This window comes from Chryseobacterium sp. 22532 (assembly GCF_052044665.1).
In the GTDB taxonomy this organism is placed as follows: domain Bacteria; phylum Bacteroidota; class Bacteroidia; order Flavobacteriales; family Weeksellaceae; genus Chryseobacterium; species Chryseobacterium lathyri.
Map to the genome: position 1 here is coordinate 130,189 of NZ_JBQENJ010000007.1, position 15,878 is coordinate 146,066.

The following is a 15,878-nucleotide window of genomic DNA, read 5'->3' on the forward strand; positions in this document are numbered from 1 at the left end:
TCCTTTCGGGTATGCAAATCAAGGATAATGTGGAATAAGAGCTGTTTCTATTGCAGTAGCCCCCAGCAGAGGTACTAAACAAAAGAACCTTACATTGAAGACTTTATAAGACTGTTTTCAACAGAAAACTGCCTAAGGCTTCAATCTAAAGTTCTGATCGATTGATTTTATATTCGCTTAAGCTATACCTGCAGCCCAGCTTTTTTCCAATGGCAGTAAAAAGTGACTTAAAAAGTCCAGGTATGTATTTTTAGAGAAGTCAAAAACCTGGATGTCTTTTGGCAATTCACCGCTTCTCAGCTGAGATTTAAAATCCTGAAGCTTCAATGTTTTTACCTCCCCGTCTTGTACAAAGCTGGCTTTCATCCTGTCGAAAAGTCCAAGCTGATATTCTTCATCAATTTCGCGCATGATCTTCCCTAAGGCGTCAATACTGCAGCCTGAAGCCATTTCTTTCTCTTCATCCACGCAAACCACGATAAATTGATTTTTTTCAATTTTAAAGGATGAAGAAAGCGGTTTTCCGTGTGCCGCCCAGGTCGCCAGGAAATCGAAAAGCTTTTCGGTAATGGCCTTAGCTTCTTTGGTTTCAAAAGGTCTAGATGCCGGGTATATAATAACTCTGTAGTCGCTGGTTTCTACTATGTTGGATTCTTCAATTTTCATATCCTGTCAATTTTAAAGTATAAAATTAAGAAATATTCCTGATTTTATGATAAAGAAAAACCCAGACCTAAGCCTGAGTTTTTTCTTATTTTCTGCTGTTCTTACAGATCTTCAGCTTCTGCAAGAAGTTCTACAATATCTTTTACAGCTACTTCTGTATTTTTATTAAAATGTTTTACACCGTCCGTCATCATTGTGTTACAGAAAGGGCATCCTGTAGCAATGACTTTTGGCTCGAAAGACAAAGCTTCTTCCGTTCTTTCGATATTGATGTCTTTATTTCCTTTTTCTGGTTCTTTAAACATCTGTGCACCTCCTGCTCCACAACATAAACCATTGGTTTTGCAGCGTTTCATTTCAACAAGTTCTGCATCCAGTTTTTCAAGGAGCATTCTTGGAGCTTCATATTCGCCGTTGGCTCTTCCAAGGTAGCAAGGATCATGGAAAGTGATTTTTTTCCCTTTAAAGGCACCTCCTTCTATCTTCAGCCTTCCTTCCTCCATCAAAGTTTTAAGGAACTGAGTATGGTGAACGACTTCAAAGTGCCCTCCAAGGCTTGGATATTCATTTTTCAGGGTATTGAAACAGTGAGGGCAGGCAGTGACGATCTTTTTCACTTCATAAGCGTTCAGGACCTCAATATTAGTAAGGGCCATCATCTGAAAAACAAATTCGTTTCCTGCTCTTTTTGCGGGATCCCCGGTACAGCTTTCTTCCTGTCCGAGAACTGCAAATTCAACTCCTATTTTGTTTAATATCTTGCAAAATGCTTTTGTAATTTTTTTGGCGCGGTCGTCAAAACTTCCGGCACATCCAACCCAAAATAAAACTTCCGGGGCCTTTCCTTCGGCAGCATATTCTGCCATTGTTTTTATATTGAAATCCATTTTCTCAAATTTACGAATATGCCAATGTACCAGTTTACCAATGAATTGCTACATTGTTACATTATTTTACATTAATTCTCATTTGCCCAATTCAGACGGTCTGCCTGGTTATACTGCCAAGGAGCAGCATTGTTTTCTACATTTGTCATCATCAGATTCAGTTCCTGAGGGGCAGCGGACTGCTCCATCACAAGGAATCTTCTCATTTCGAAAATGATAGAAAGCGGATCCAGCAATACCGGACATGCTTCTGTACATGCATTACATGTGGTACAGGCCCAAAGCTCTTCTTTGGTAATATAATCATTCAGAAGCTTCTTACCGTCGTCTTCGAATTTTCCGTTCTTGTCTATATTTCGTCCTACTTCTTCGATCCTGTCTCTTGTTTTCATCAGAATCAGTCTCGGAGAAAGTTTTTTACCTGTAATATTAGCCGGACATACGGCAGTACATCTTCCGCATTCTGTACAGGAGTATGCATTAAGCAACTGCACCTGGTTAAGATCAAATATATCTTCTGCTCCAAATTTAGACGGAACATCTGCTGTTTCGCCTTCAGCCGGTGCAGCATAAGGATCTGAGTTAGGGTCCATCATCAGTTTGATCTCCTTGGTGACAGAATCCAGGTTATTGAATTTTCCTTTTTTCTCAAGGTTCGCAAACCATGTGCTTGGAAAAGCCAAAATAATATGAAGATGTTTTGAGTAATAAAGATAGTTCATGAAGAAAAGAATCCCCACAAAGTGGAACCACCATGCAAATCTTTCAACAAAAACCAAGAAGCCATTGTCAAAACTAAATACTTCTAAGAATGGAACAAAAAGCATCTGGCTAATCGGGAAAGAACCTATATGATGAAAACCTTCTGCATTTCTAGCCTGCAAAACAGATTCTGAGGCATTCATACTGAAGAAAGCTACCATTAGAGCAAACTCTATGATCAGAATCCAGTTGGCATCGTTTTTAGGCCAGCCAAAAAGCTCTTTCATATTAAGTCTTTTAACGCCATAGAAATTTCTTCTGATAAAGAAAATAACTACTCCGATGATTACTAAAAGAGCCAGTACTTCTAATGTTGCCGTAAAGAAGCTGTAGAAACTATTTCCGAAAATGGAAGCCAAAAACCTGTGAGTTCCAAAGATCCCATCAACAATAATTTCTATCAATTCAATGTTGATAATAACAAAACCCACATATACAAAAAGATGGAGGATACCCGCTACAGGACGTTTTACCATTTTGCTCTGGCCCATCGCCACTCTGGCCATGGTTTCCCAGCGCTCAGCTTTTCTGTCACTTCTATTGATTTCCCTTCCTAACCTGATATTTCTATAAATCTTTTGCAGGCTTTTTGCAAACAGCCCGAATCCTGCAATTAATAAGATCAGAAAAATAATGTTATCAATGTACTGCATAAGGTGATTAGTCTTTATTATTCTTACCGAAAACTGAGAAATTGATGTATCTCTTAGGGTTTGCCTTCATGTCTTCAATCAATGAATTCAGGTTAGTGGAAGCAGAGTTCAGGTTATTGTAAAGCTGCTCGTCCTTCATTAATTTCCCTAAGCTTCCCTGTCCGTTATCGACACCTGCTATTACCTGGTTAAGTTTTCCTACGGTAGCGTCCAAATTAGCAATTGTCGCATTCAGCCTTTTAGTATCAATGCTTTCTGCAAGGTTCCCGTATTTATCTAATGTCACCTTCCCGCTTTGCATGGTAAGGCTTGCATCGTCAAGTACTTTTTGAAGTTTAGGATCGTTATGTCCCACAAGAGTATTTACACTTCCTGCTGTAGTCTGCAAAGCGCCTACCGTCTTATTAAGATTGGCAAGCAGCGCCCTGATTTCTTCTCTGTTTTGTGCATTGACCACTTGGTTTGCATTCGCCATCAAAGAGTCTACTCTGTACAGAACAGTCTGCAACTGATCTTTAACAGGGCCTACCTGAGAAGAAAGGCTTCCTAATGTTCCCAGTTTGAAAGATCCCTGAAGCGTATCACCGTCTTTTGCAGTTGGACCTCCATACATCAGGTTTACTCTCATTTCTTTTCCTGACATCAGGCCTGGTTCAAAGATTTCAAGGGTTGAATTTTTGGAAAATTCGAATTTGTCATCTACCGTAATTTTCACCACAAAACTGATCTTTCCATCTTTTGCTGTTCTAGGAATGATCTTATCAACCTGACCTACTTTCAAACCATTAATGGAAACCGCAGATGACTGCGCAAGTCCTTCCACATTATCGTATTTTGCGTAAAATATATTATCGGTAGTAAAAAGACTTCTGCCTTTCATGAATTGAAACAACACCACAAAGCCTACAATAGCTATAAGTGCAATCACACCAGCTTTTAATTCTTTACTGAACTTCACTTGCTAAATTTTTTCTAATGAGCAAATATAACACATTTTAAATTAATCTTTTTCTTTATTGTTCTGCGTTAAATACAAAAAAGCGGCAGAAAATTCTGCCGCTTTTATATCTGTAAATTTAAAATCTTACTGCTGCTGATTTCCCAGCTTGTTCCAGATTTCAATTCTGTAATCTTTGATATCTGCATTATCCTGAAGACTCTTCATCCAAGCCTGTCCGAACATACTTGCACTTCTCTGGGTAATAGATTCTGTAAACTGCTTAAGATCACCCGGCTGCTTGTTCACTGTTTCTGATTTTTTGATCAATACATAAACTCCTGTTCCCCCTTCAATCGGGTTAGAAAGTTTACCTTTTGCAACTCCAAAAGCAGCACCTGCAACTTTAGGTTCCATAGCACCGGCTACTGAAGGGTTAAGCATATTAACCTGAGCAGATTGTTTTGTTGAAGCAAACAGTTTTGCGATCTGGTCTAAGCTTGAAGCTTTAGCTCCGGCAATTTTATCAGAGATCTGTTTAGCCGCCAATTTATTTTTAACAACCACCTCGATCTGATCTCTTACAGATTCAGGATCTGCAAGACCTGCTTCCTGTTTTCCGTTAAGATATGCTACGATTTTATCTCCTGTACCTTCTACAGTAAAGAATTCTGTATCTCCTTTAGTTCTTTTCTTATCGAATGCCCATGCCAGGATTTCTCCGTCTTTATCTGTCCCAAGTCCCTGAAGCTGCCCGTCGAATCTTTTAGCGGCTTTAGGATTAGAGAACTGATAGTTTCCTTTTTTAGCAATATTCACGAAATCGTTGAAAGATTTCCCCTGAACCTGCTGAATGAATCTTCTTGCTTTTTTATCAGATTCGGCTTCTGTAGCATCTGAAGGTTTAACTTCTTTTACAAGGTTAGCTACCTTATAGCTCATTGCTCCGGCTTTTTTATCTTCAATATTGATGATATGGTATCCGAACTGTGTTTCTACCACTCCTGTAGCGCCTTTAGGGTTATTTGCCAGATAGGTAAGGAACTCAGGAACGAAAGGTGTTTCCGGGGTTGTCCAGCCTAAACTTCCACCTTGTGCTGCAGAGTTAGGATCGTTAGAAAGTTTCAGGAATTCCGTAAATTTAGCAGGAGTAGCCTTCACAATAGCTCCGATAGAGTCTGCCAATTTCTTAGCCTGCTCCTTAGATCTTGTTACACCTTGTCCTGCAGGGCTTCCTTTGAAAGCGATGAGAATATGTCTTGACAATGTAGAATCTGAAGTCTTTTTATCCAAAAGTTTCGACACTACATAGAAATTTTGTTCTTTGTAGGGTCCAAAAGTCTGTCCGATAGCTGCAGTTGCAATTTGTCCCTGAATTGTCTGAGGCAATTGGGCAGGCGCTGAATATTGATTGTTGAAAGGCATATCAGAATTAGCCATCACAAACATAGAGTCGTTCTTTGTATTCTGGAAGTTCTCTGTTCCTCCGCTTGCATCCGTACCACCAGAGAAAAGCTTATTGATCTCTTTCTGAGCCGCTGCATCATCTGCCGGGCTAGGCTTAGAAGGGAAATATACAATTCCGATGTTTCTGCTTGGCTCCGCTTTAAACATGACAGGGTGTTGCTTGATATAGTTTTCAAGGTCTGCCGTAGTAACGTTAATTTTCGTTTTTTGAAGGTATGCTGCATAGTCGATCTTTACAAAATCGATATCAGCCAGCTGGTCTCTCTGCTTCATAAGCTCTTCAGCTTCTTTTTTGCCAGTAGTGATTCCCGCTGAAATATTAGTAAACACCTGTCTTGCCATCAGTCTGTATTCCACAGTTTTTCTGGTCTTCAGCCATTGGTTGTAGCCTTCCGGATTGGTGTTCTTTAATGTTTCAATTTCTTTTTTAAGCTCTTGAGTTTTAAAATTACCTTTCTCATCAAAGAACTGTTGGTTTTGAGCGAACATCTGATCATACTGGATCTGATTCCAGAAATAATCATCAGTCATTTCAAAGCCCAATTTCTCAAACTGTTGTTTGATAAGTTTAGACTGTACAAGTAACTGCCAAGCCTGCTCTTCAAGTCCCGTTTTTGGACGGCCCTGTTGCTCAGCCTGCTGCTGCAGTACGAAAAGCTGATCATTGAACTCTTCGCGGGTGACTTTCTCACCGTTTACTTTTCCTAAAACATCAGGATTTTTTCCAAAAACCTTGTCGATGCTGTCGGGATTTACCAGAAACGCTAAAAGCGCCAATGCGATCACTCCCATCAAAAGCCAAGGCTTACTCCTAATCTGTCCTAAAATTGCCATTTTATATATTATAGTTTTTTATCAGTTTGCGAAAATACACATTTTTAAGAAATTAGAGAAGCAGAACTCCTTTATTTTAATTTTTAAAATGAAAGATTACTAAAAAAAGGAAATTTTGACCATATTTTTTAGTAAAAAACAAATGGCATAGGTATTGTGCAATTTAGAGAACTATAATACGCTGCACGTTTTCAGCGCATATTGTAAAATATCATTTTAACGATTTAAAACGAAGATGACAATTTGTCATTTGATTAACTATGACAGAATTTGAAGATATTAGTTTAGAGGAAATGATCAGCGATGGGTTTGACATTGTAGCCGAGGAGATCAATCTTTCAGACTTTTCGGAGACTGATAAAAATTCCGAACAGAGAATATTCCCTATACTTCCCGTAAGAAATATGGTCATGTTTCCGAATGTGGTAATTCCTATTACTGCAGGAAGAAAAACATCGATACAGCTTCTTGAAGAAGCACAGAAAAATGGTGAGTTCATTGGAATCGTGAGCCAGAAAAACTCAGATTTGGAGCAGCCAGCCGAGAAAGATATGTACCAGACCGGTACATTGGCAAAAATCATCAAAATCATCAAACTTCCTGAAGGCAATATTACAGCTATTACTAAAGGTTTCCACAGATTTAAAATAAAAAGAATCGTAGAAAGCCGGCCTTATTTCAAAGCTGAAATCACAAAACTGAAAGATTCCAGGCCAAAAAATAAGGAAGAATATGAGGCTTTACTTGAGAATATCAAAGATTTAGCCTTGAAAATAATCGAGCTGGACCCTAATATTCCAAATGCGGCCAATTTCGCCATCAAAAACATCAATAATAATGATGATCTTCTGAATTTCATCTGCACTAATGCAAGCTTTCCTTCTACGGAAAAACAAAAGCTGCTTGAGGAGAAAAGCCTTATGGAAAGGGCTAACAAGTGCTATGAGATGATGCATGAGGATTTCAGAAAACTGGAACTGAGAAACCAGATTCATCAGAAAACATCAAAGGATCTTGACAAACAGCAGAGAGAATATTTTCTGAATCAGCAGATCAGAACCATTCAGGATGAGCTGGGAGGCGGCCCGGAAAGCGATGTCGAGGATCTTATCAATAAGGCAAGAAGAAAAAAGTGGAATCAGGAAGTGGAAGATCATTTCCAGAAAGAGATCAGCAGACTGCAGCGCCAGAACCCGAATTCTCCTGACTATAACGTTCAGAGAAATTATCTTGATTTCTTCACAGATCTTCCGTGGGAAACCTATACAAAAGATGTTTTTGATATTGCCAAGGCTGAAAAAACTTTAGACAAGGCTCATTTCGGACTGGAAGATATTAAGAAAAGAATTCTGGAGCACATGGCTGTTTTAAAGCTAAAAAACAACATGAAATCCCCCATTCTTTTACTTGTAGGGCCTCCGGGAGTAGGAAAAACATCTTTAGGAAAATCGGTTGCTGATGCCCTGGGAAGAAAATATGTAAGATTATCTCTGGGCGGACTTCATGACGAAAGTGAAATCCGTGGACACAGAAAAACATATATTGGAGCCATGGCAGGAAGAATCCTGCAATCTATCAAAAAAGCAGGCACTTCCAATCCGGTAATCGTTCTTGATGAAATTGACAAAATCGCTCAGGGGCTTCACGGTGACCCAAGCTCTGCCCTTTTGGAAGTTCTTGATCCTGAACAGAATAAATCTTTCTATGACAATTTCCTGGAAATGGGCTACGATTTGTCCAAAGTGATGTTTATCGCTACGGCAAATTCACTGTCTACGATCCAGACGCCATTGTTAGACAGAACGGAGATCATTCAGATCGCCGGATATACGATGGAGGAAAAAACAGAGATTGCAAAGAGACATTTGATCAAAAAACAACAGGAAGAAAACGGTTTGGATGCGAAATCATTCAAACTCGGAAATTCTGAACTTAAACATATCATTGAAGCACACACTTCAGAAAGCGGTGTAAGAACCCTGGAAAAAAGGATTGCATCCATTGCAAGATGGGTTGCCCTTCAGACTGCTTTAATGAAAGAATATGACCCAAGGATCACTATTGAAAAAATAGATGAGATTCTTGGTGTTCCAAGACCGAAAAGCCTGTCTGAAATCACCGGGGTGCCTGGTGTAGTTACAGGTCTTGCATGGACCAGTGTGGGTGGAGATATTTTATACATTGAAAGTATTTTAAGTAATGGAAAAGGAGGTCTTACCATGACCGGAAATCTGGGTACCGTTATGAAAGAATCTGCAACCATCGCCTTGGAATATATCAAAGCTAAACATGACGAGCTTGGAATAGCGCAGGAAGAGCTGGATAAGAAAAACATCCACGTTCACGTTCCGGAAGGGGCAACACCGAAAGACGGGCCGTCTGCAGGTATTGCTATGCTAACGTCAATGGTTTCTTCATTCAAAAATAAGAAAGTAAAACCTCATCTTGCGATGACGGGTGAAATTACGTTAAGAGGAAAAGTACTTCCTGTAGGCGGAATCAAAGAAAAGCTTCTTGCAGCCACGAGAGCAGGAATAAAAGAGGTAATTCTTTGTGAAGCGAACAGAAAAGATGTGGAAGAGATCAAAAAAGATTATCTGAAAAACCTGACTGTACATTATGTGAACAGAATGGAGGAAGTAGTCGACTTTGCGATCGAAAAATAATTCAGAACATATCAACTCTCAATAAGGAAACGCATCTCAGATTATATTTGAGGTGCGTTTTTTGTCATTAAGTTCAGTTGCAAAAGCACAAAAAAATAATTGAGATTAATTTTAAAAAAAACACGTACCACACGACACTGTCCTATGGCTTCTCTTTCAAAAAGAATTATGTTAATTAAACCAAAACACGTCTTTAATTAGACGGGTTTTCTTATTTTTATGCAACAGATTTGAAAAATTATGAATTTTCTTCGACTTCCTTTTCTTGTTAACCTTACGCTTGTAGTTATTTCCATCATTGGCTTGGGTTACCTGCTGGCACTCGGGCAGAGCATATTAGCCCCTTTCTTCTTAGCTTTTTTAATGGCCATGCTCTTTCTTCCCGCCGCCACTTTCATGGAAAGAAAATTAAGATTTCCAAGATCCATATCAACAATGACTTCGGTTTTTGTGATGCTGGCTATCTTATCCGGGCTTATTTATTTTTTCGGATCACAACTTTCTGATTTCAGCAAAGACATTCCCCACCTAAGGGATCAGGTGACGACTGTTTTCAGTAATCTGCAGCACTGGATTTCAAAAACCTTCAATGTAAAGATAGATGAGCAGCTGGATTATATTAACCAGGGCTTGAATAAGCTGCTTTCCTCCTCGGGAGTAATCCTTGGCTTTACTTTCGGAATATTTTCAAGCGGTTTTGGCTTTATCGTATTTTTCACCTTATTCTTTATTTTTATTTTAAATTACAGAAGGGTTCTTAATAATTTCATTGTAACCGTTTTTAACGAAAAACATAAAGCAAGTGTGCAGGAAGTGGTTAACGAGATCAGAGTCATGACGAAAAAATATATTTTCGGGCTTTGTCTGCAGGTTTTGATTGTTTCAATTCTCTGCACCATCCTTCTTACTGTTTTAGGAATAAAATATGCCATACTTCTGGCTATTCTGACAGGCTTATTAAATGTAATTCCTTATCTGGGAATATGTATCTCCCTCTTAATATCATGTTTTATTGCCTTTGCAACAGGCGCCCCTTCTACCTGTGTATACGTAGCAATCGGGTATATTGCCATACATATCATTGACGGAAATATTGTCCTTCCGTTTGTTGTAGGTTCAAAAGTAAAGATCAATGCTCTGTTTTCCTTCATCGGAATTATTTTAGGCGAACATCTTTGGGGGATCGCAGGAATGTTTCTGTGTATTCCGGCTATTGCAATCATTAAAATTATTTTTGAAAGAGTAGACGGCTTAAAGCCATGGGGCAAGTTGCTCGGGGAAGAAGAAAAGCCGAATAAAAAGAAAAAGAGCTACAAGATTTCTAAGAATATCACATTGAAGGAAATGGATTGACCATTGACAATGAGTTATTACAAATAAAAAAAGCTGCCTCCATTGAGACAGCTCCTATAGTTGATCTTATAGTGCGCACAATGGGCTCATTCCGCTTGGACAGGTCTGGTTACACGGAATATATGCATGGCTATCAGGACAATATCCCAAATCGTCGCCACCACCACCTGGACCACCTAAACACGGGTCTCCCGGCGGAATAATACACGGGCAGCCTTCCGGTCCTATATCACAGATAGGAGGTTTTCCTCCGCCATGAACTTTCTTTAAACTCTCACGATTTAATTTTTGAAGATTTTTCAGCATAATACGATTGTTTAGTTTTGATTTGTATAACAAATATATTAAATGAAATTAGAAATTATTCCAAACATAGGGATAAATATGAAATATTAACAAATTTTAATAAAAACAGACTTACGAATAGCATTTTTGTTTTACATTTGATATAAAATCAACAATTATGAAAATCGTAAAATTTATCTTTGCCCTTCTTTTCGGGCTTATGTTTATCAATGCTGGATTAAACAAATTCTTTAATTATATGCCAATGGAAAAGCCAACGCCTGAGCAAATGAAACTTTTTGCCGCATTTGGAGAAATTCACTGGCTGATGCCTCTGGTGGGAATTGTAGAAGTTGTTGGCGGGCTATTATTTATTTTCCCAAAAACAAGAGCATTAGGAGCCATTGTCATTTTACCCGTAATGATGGGAATTGTGGTTCACGTATTTACAATAGACAAATCTACCATGGGAATGTCCATCGCAGGAGCTCTGTTCCTGATTAATCTTTGGATGATTATTGATAACAGGGAGAAATATAAGGCTTTGATTAGCTAGGAAATTATTGATGAATGGTGAATTGTCAATTAGCTTCGCTGTCAATTTATATCCTGCGATACTCAGTAATGACAATTCACCATTCACATTAAGAATCTATACAAATGCACTGAATCCTGTAATTGATCTTCCTACAATCAGTGAATTGATTTCTTTTGTTCCTTCGTAAGAATAAATAGCTTCGGCATCTGCCACAAATCTTGCCACGTCATACTCAAGAAGAATACCGTTTCCACCCATCACTTCTCTCGCCCTGGAAACAATATCTCTGGTTCTCAAAGTACAGAAAACTTTGGCCAGGGACGCATGTTCATCCTTTAAAATTCCTTCATCCTGCATTTCCGAAAGCCGGAAGACCATAGTCTGCATGGCAGTAAGGTTGGAAAGCATTTCCACAAGATGTCCCTGGATCATCTGGAATGAAGCAATAGGTTTTCCGAACTGTTCTCTGGTTCTGGTATACTGTAGTGCACTTTCATAGGCCCCTCTTGCACAGCCTGTAGCCATCCATGCCACTCCTGCCCTGGTCATACGCAGAACTTTTCCGGTATCTTTAAATGAATTTGCATTCTGGAGACGGTTTTCTTCGGTAACCAGGCAATCAGTTAAAGTGATTAATCCGTTTTGAACAATCCTTAATGCCATTTTCCCTTTTATCTTTTCTACGGAATAGCCCGGATTATCTTTTTCCACAATGAAGCCCTTCACTTCACCGCTGTCCAGATCTCTTGCCCAGATAATGACAAGATCAGCAAATGTTGCATTCCCGATCCATTTCTTTTGTCCATTGAGAATCCAACCCCGCTCTGTTTTTTTACAGGTAACAGTAAGACCGCCTGCTGCTCCGGACCCTACTTCAGGCTCGGTGAGGCCAAAAGCACCTATTTTTTCGAATTTCTGCATCTGGGGGAGCCATTTCTGTTTCTGTTCCTCTGATCCGCAGATGTAAATAGATCCCATCGCCAGCCCTGACTGCACACCAAAAAATGTAGCAATAGAGGCATCAATTCTCGCCATTTCCATGGCAATGACACCTTCCATCAGAAAGGGCATTCCCGGACAGCCATACCCTTCATAGGTTACACCACAGATATTCAGTTTCTGAAATTTCGGAATGAGTTCAAAAGGAAATTCATCCCTCAGCCAATAATGATTGACCAAAGGTTTCACTTCTTTTTCCATAAACGCTCTTACTTTAAGTTGAATCTCCCGTTGTTCCGGAGTAAGCGTATGGTAGATGTCGTAAAAATCACCATCAATGGGAGGAAGCTCCCGTTTTTTCTTATTGGGATCAAGCATTTTCATCATTCCGTTCAGCTGTTTATCATCCAGCTTGGAGAAATTCTGCATTAGCTTAGGCAGATCAACTTTTTGAGAAATAGCACTCAGCTGATCAAAATCTATGGATCTGAATAATTCTATAGCGTTTCTGATTTTGGAAAAAGTATTTGACATAGTAATGTTTTGTGGGATTGATTTGTAAAAGTTAAGCAAAAACTGCTCCGAAAACAAGTCATTCTATGAGGTCTCATTTTACAAAACACTCATTCACAGCAAATTAAAACTGAAATATTTCTTTACAAACTTTTTGCGATTGATTTTCAAATATTACAAAAGATCCTGACAGAACTTTGACCTAAGAAAACCCACAAAAATCAACGCTATGAAAACGACCTACATTAAATTATCCCTGTCAGCAATTCTTTTATCAGGAATCTATTCATGTAAAAAAGGAGAAGCGGTCTCCACTGAAAGCTATGCTACAGATTCTGCTGTTGCCGTAGTTACAGACAGCGTTTCTTCTGTAGCCACTATGACGGTAAAGGACAAACAGTTCATTAAAACAGCTGACGTAAATATGGAAGTCAAGGATGTCTATGAAGCAACCGTTTCCATTGAAAAGACAGTTCAGGATCTCGGAGGATTTGTAGCCCACAGCAATCTTCAGAGCAATGTGATCTCACAGGAGACCTATAATACTTCCGATAATGACGCGATGCTAATCAAAAAGTACCAGACAGAAAATATGATGCAGGTACGCGTTCCGACGGAAAAACTTGGTGAATTGCTTGTGAAAATTAATGATAAAAAACTTTTCCTGAACTCCAGAACGATCAATGCAGAAGATGTAACCTCCAACATCAAATATGCAGAAATGGAAGGCAAAAGAATTAAAAAGACAGGCGAAAATATCGATCAGCTGAAAACAAATAAAGACAAAGTACAGCTGGACAACGACAATATGGCGGAAGGAAATCTGCAGCAGCTTGCCAATATGGATACCACCGACAACATTAAATACAGCACGATAGATATTTACATTAAAGAGCCTAAGCTCCGTATTGCAGAAATTGCAGTAACCAATACCAGAAATATTGATAATAAATATAAGTTTAACTTCATATATGACGCTAAAAATGCTTTTGTAGAAGGATTTTACCTGATTCAAAAGATCGCAGTGGGACTTATCACCATATGGCCACTTTTATTAATCTTAGTCACCGTTGTATACTTTTTAAGAAAAAGAAAACTAACAAAACCGGAACGCACAAAAATTCAGGAATAACAAAAGCAATCCTAACCAGCTGGTTATCATCATAATTTTAGATTTTACAGACCTCCTTCACGGGAGGTTTTTTATTTTTTTCAAAAAAAACTGTAACGATCATTATCCTGCCCTTACCTACTGTTTAAAGAATGAATAATAAAAAAACTTTAATCATATGAAAAATTTAGTAAAACTTGGGTTCGCAACGTTATTATCGGCAACCGTTATGACAGTAAAAGCTCAAAATACCAACGCGGAAAACAGTACACTTTGGGAAGTTTCTGGAAACGGTCTTACCCAACCTTCTTATATTGCAGGAACCTGTCATATTATGTGCAGCCAGGATTTTGAGATCAAACCGAAAGTGATGAAAGCCCTTGAAAAATCTGATAATCTTGTGATGGAAATCAATTATACAGATCCCGCTGAAATGACAGCCATGCAGAAAATGTATCAGACGGATAAAAAACTATCGGATCAGCTTAGTCCTGAAGAAGCAAAAGAGCTGGATAAAATCCTCGCGGACTACGGAACAGATTTGAAGAAGATGGACAATTCCAGCTCACAGGCATTGTATGCACTAATTTCGATGAAAGCTATACCGTGTCCACAAACTGAAGTAAAGCTGTATGAAATAGAACTCCTCAAAAATGCGCTGAAAAGTAAAAAGAAAGTCTTCGGGCTGGAAAAAGTAGAGGACCAGATGACTTCAATCAATAAAGCCTACGATCTGAAAGCAGTCATTCAACAGTTAAAAATGGGAAAGGAATATGAAATCCTGCTTAAGAAAATGATCACTGCCTTTAAAAAAGAAGATGTACAGTCCCTTTATACCCTTTTTAAAGATGATAAAATGATGAATGCCGAACAGGAAAAAACCATGCTTACAGACAGAAATAAAAACTGGGCAGAAAAAATGCCTGAGGTGATGAAAAAAGAAAGTGCTTTCTTTGCAGTAGGAGGTGCTCATCTGATGGGAGAAAACGGAATTATCCAGCTTTTAAGATCCAAAGGATATACTGTAAAACCTGTATCAAGCCTATAACATCTAACCAAACCATGAAATTATTGTGAGCAGTCAGACTGAAACCGATTTTTTAAAGCTCGTCAATCAGCATAAAGGTATTTTATATAAGGCCTCCCGGATCTATGCGGATTCTTTGGAAGACCGGGAAGACCTCCAGCAGGAAATCCTTATCCAGCTCTGGAAATCTTACCAAAACTTCAAAGGCAACAGTGAGTTCTCTACGTGGATGTACCGGGTCGCAATTAATACCGCTATTACTTATTTAAAAAAAGAAAAAAAACGGACGGATAACCAAACGGATGTACCCCATCATTTTGAAGTCCAGAATGAAGACTATAACCCTTCGAAGGACCGGCAGCTGGAAGTTTTCTACACTGCGGTCCAGGAACTTAAAGCACTTGAAAAAGCTATTATATTCTATTTCATGGAAGGCATGTCTCATAAAGAAATTGGTGATAACCTTGGCCTAAGCGAAGGTAATGCCCGTGTAAAACTCAACAGAACCAAAGAAAAAATACAGCAAATCATAAAAAAATCAGGCTATGAATTTTGATCAATTAAAAGAACAGTGGAATAATGAAGACGGTGAAAACGTCAACATTCCCAACACCATAGAACAGTTAAAGAAAAGCAAGCATCCTATCGAAAAGATCCAGAAAAGCATGAAATCGGAATTTCCCATGCAGATCATTGCCGTTATTCTTATTGCATTCTTTCCGCAACAGCTGGATTTCCCTTCATCGCAGTATGTTATTTATTATACATCCTATGCGATGCTTGTGGTCATATCCTCTTACTATCTGTTCGGATTCTATAAATTTTATAAGCAAACCGAACTGTATACCGGAAATACAAAAAACAGCCTCTGGAAAATATACCACGAGCTGAAACTGAACATGGAAAGATACCAGTCTTTCGGATTTCTCCTTCTTCCCCACTTTATGATCACTTTAGGATTGGAGTTTTACAATATATTTCAGAAAAAAGGAATGCCTTTAGAAAGTTTTGCAGATTCTTATCAGCAGGCTTTTATCCTGATTGTACTTCTCGGAACCATAGCGATTGTAGCCAGCATTGTTTTATGGACTCAATACTTTTACGGACGCCACGCCAAACGTTTGGAAAATATACTTAACGAAACGGACGAATAGTTTTTCTGATCCATCTTTTACAAAACAATAACCATGAAACCTCAGACCTGTTCTGAGGTTTTCTTTTTAAAAAATTGTTATTTATC

The 15,878-nt window shown here is 38.7% G+C and carries 14 protein-coding genes; 7 read left to right on the plus strand and 7 right to left on the minus strand.

The window, feature by feature from the left end; genetic code table 11:
* Positions 1–177: 177 nt before the first annotated feature.
* From ACTJIV_RS18605 to ACTJIV_RS18625, 5 genes are all read right to left on the minus strand, one after another.
* Positions 178–666: a hypothetical protein gene (locus tag ACTJIV_RS18605; RefSeq protein ID WP_440629102.1), complete on the minus strand. Its 489-nt coding sequence runs from the start codon at positions 664–666 to the stop codon at positions 178–180.
* A gap of 101 nt (positions 667–767) precedes the next feature.
* Positions 768–1,553, minus strand: coding sequence for a (Fe-S)-binding protein (locus ACTJIV_RS18610; protein ID WP_111958505.1), 786 nt, complete (start codon positions 1,551–1,553; stop codon positions 768–770).
* A 71-nt stretch (positions 1,554–1,624) separates the two neighbouring features.
* Positions 1,625–2,968, minus strand: a complete 1,344-nt coding sequence (locus tag ACTJIV_RS18615; protein ID WP_440629103.1) for a 4Fe-4S dicluster domain-containing protein — start codon at positions 2,966–2,968, stop codon at positions 1,625–1,627.
* 7 nt (positions 2,969–2,975) lie between these two features.
* Positions 2,976–3,926 carry an MlaD family protein gene (locus ACTJIV_RS18620; RefSeq protein WP_111958719.1) on the minus strand — a complete coding sequence of 317 codons (951 nt, stop codon included), beginning with the start codon at positions 3,924–3,926 and terminating at the stop codon, positions 2,976–2,978.
* 126 nt (positions 3,927–4,052) lie between these two features.
* Positions 4,053–6,206 (minus strand): peptidylprolyl isomerase, encoded by a 2,154-nt coding sequence (locus ACTJIV_RS18625; RefSeq protein WP_336378120.1) that lies wholly within the window; start codon positions 6,204–6,206, stop codon positions 4,053–4,055.
* 260 nt (positions 6,207–6,466) lie between these two features.
* Between ACTJIV_RS18625 and lon the strand changes: the two genes are divergently transcribed.
* Together lon and ACTJIV_RS18635 are read left to right on the plus strand one after the other, a co-directional pair.
* A complete protein-coding gene (gene lon, locus ACTJIV_RS18630) occupies positions 6,467–8,872 on the plus strand; it encodes an endopeptidase La (RefSeq protein WP_111958499.1) in 2,406 nt (801 codons plus the stop codon).
* A 240-nt stretch (positions 8,873–9,112) separates the two neighbouring features.
* Positions 9,113–10,225, plus strand: a complete 1,113-nt coding sequence (locus ACTJIV_RS18635) for an AI-2E family transporter (protein WP_440629104.1) — start codon at positions 9,113–9,115, stop codon at positions 10,223–10,225.
* Between the two features lie 66 nt (positions 10,226–10,291).
* On the opposite strand, the gene ACTJIV_RS18640 is transcribed toward ACTJIV_RS18635, so the two are convergent.
* Positions 10,292–10,531 (minus strand): bacteriocin-like protein, encoded by a 240-nt coding sequence (locus tag ACTJIV_RS18640; protein WP_111958495.1) that lies wholly within the window; start codon positions 10,529–10,531, stop codon positions 10,292–10,294.
* Between the two features lie 157 nt (positions 10,532–10,688).
* Between ACTJIV_RS18640 and ACTJIV_RS18645 the strand changes: the two genes are divergently transcribed.
* Entirely contained in the window at positions 10,689–11,066 is a 378-nt protein-coding gene (locus ACTJIV_RS18645) for a DoxX family protein (RefSeq protein WP_440629105.1), read from the plus strand.
* Positions 11,067–11,162: 96 nt separating this feature from the next.
* Here ACTJIV_RS18645 and ACTJIV_RS18650 read toward each other — a convergent pair whose 3' ends face one another.
* Complete coding sequence (locus ACTJIV_RS18650; protein WP_440629106.1) at positions 11,163–12,521, minus strand: acyl-CoA dehydrogenase family protein; 1,359 nt, start codon at positions 12,519–12,521, stop codon at positions 11,163–11,165.
* A gap of 208 nt (positions 12,522–12,729) precedes the next feature.
* On the opposite strand from ACTJIV_RS18650, the gene ACTJIV_RS18655 reads away from it, so the two are divergent.
* The 4 genes from ACTJIV_RS18655 to ACTJIV_RS18670 all read left to right on the plus strand — a co-directional run bounded on the left by ACTJIV_RS18655 (position 12,730) and on the right by ACTJIV_RS18670 (position 15,792).
* Positions 12,730–13,632: a DUF4349 domain-containing protein gene (locus tag ACTJIV_RS18655; RefSeq protein ID WP_440629107.1), complete on the plus strand. Its 903-nt coding sequence runs from the start codon at positions 12,730–12,732 to the stop codon at positions 13,630–13,632.
* Between the two features lie 157 nt (positions 13,633–13,789).
* Positions 13,790–14,659 carry a TraB/GumN family protein gene (locus ACTJIV_RS18660; RefSeq protein WP_440629108.1) on the plus strand — a complete coding sequence of 290 codons (870 nt, stop codon included), beginning with the start codon at positions 13,790–13,792 and terminating at the stop codon, positions 14,657–14,659.
* A 25-nt stretch (positions 14,660–14,684) separates the two neighbouring features.
* On the plus strand, positions 14,685–15,194 hold the full coding sequence (locus ACTJIV_RS18665; protein ID WP_111958485.1) for an RNA polymerase sigma factor: 510 nt from the start codon (positions 14,685–14,687) through the stop codon (positions 15,192–15,194).
* Positions 15,184–15,792 carry a hypothetical protein gene (locus ACTJIV_RS18670; RefSeq protein ID WP_440629109.1) on the plus strand — a complete coding sequence of 203 codons (609 nt, stop codon included), beginning with the start codon at positions 15,184–15,186 and terminating at the stop codon, positions 15,790–15,792. Before ACTJIV_RS18665 ends, ACTJIV_RS18670 begins: the two co-directional genes overlap by 11 nt.
* Positions 15,793–15,878: the final 86 nt, after the last annotated feature.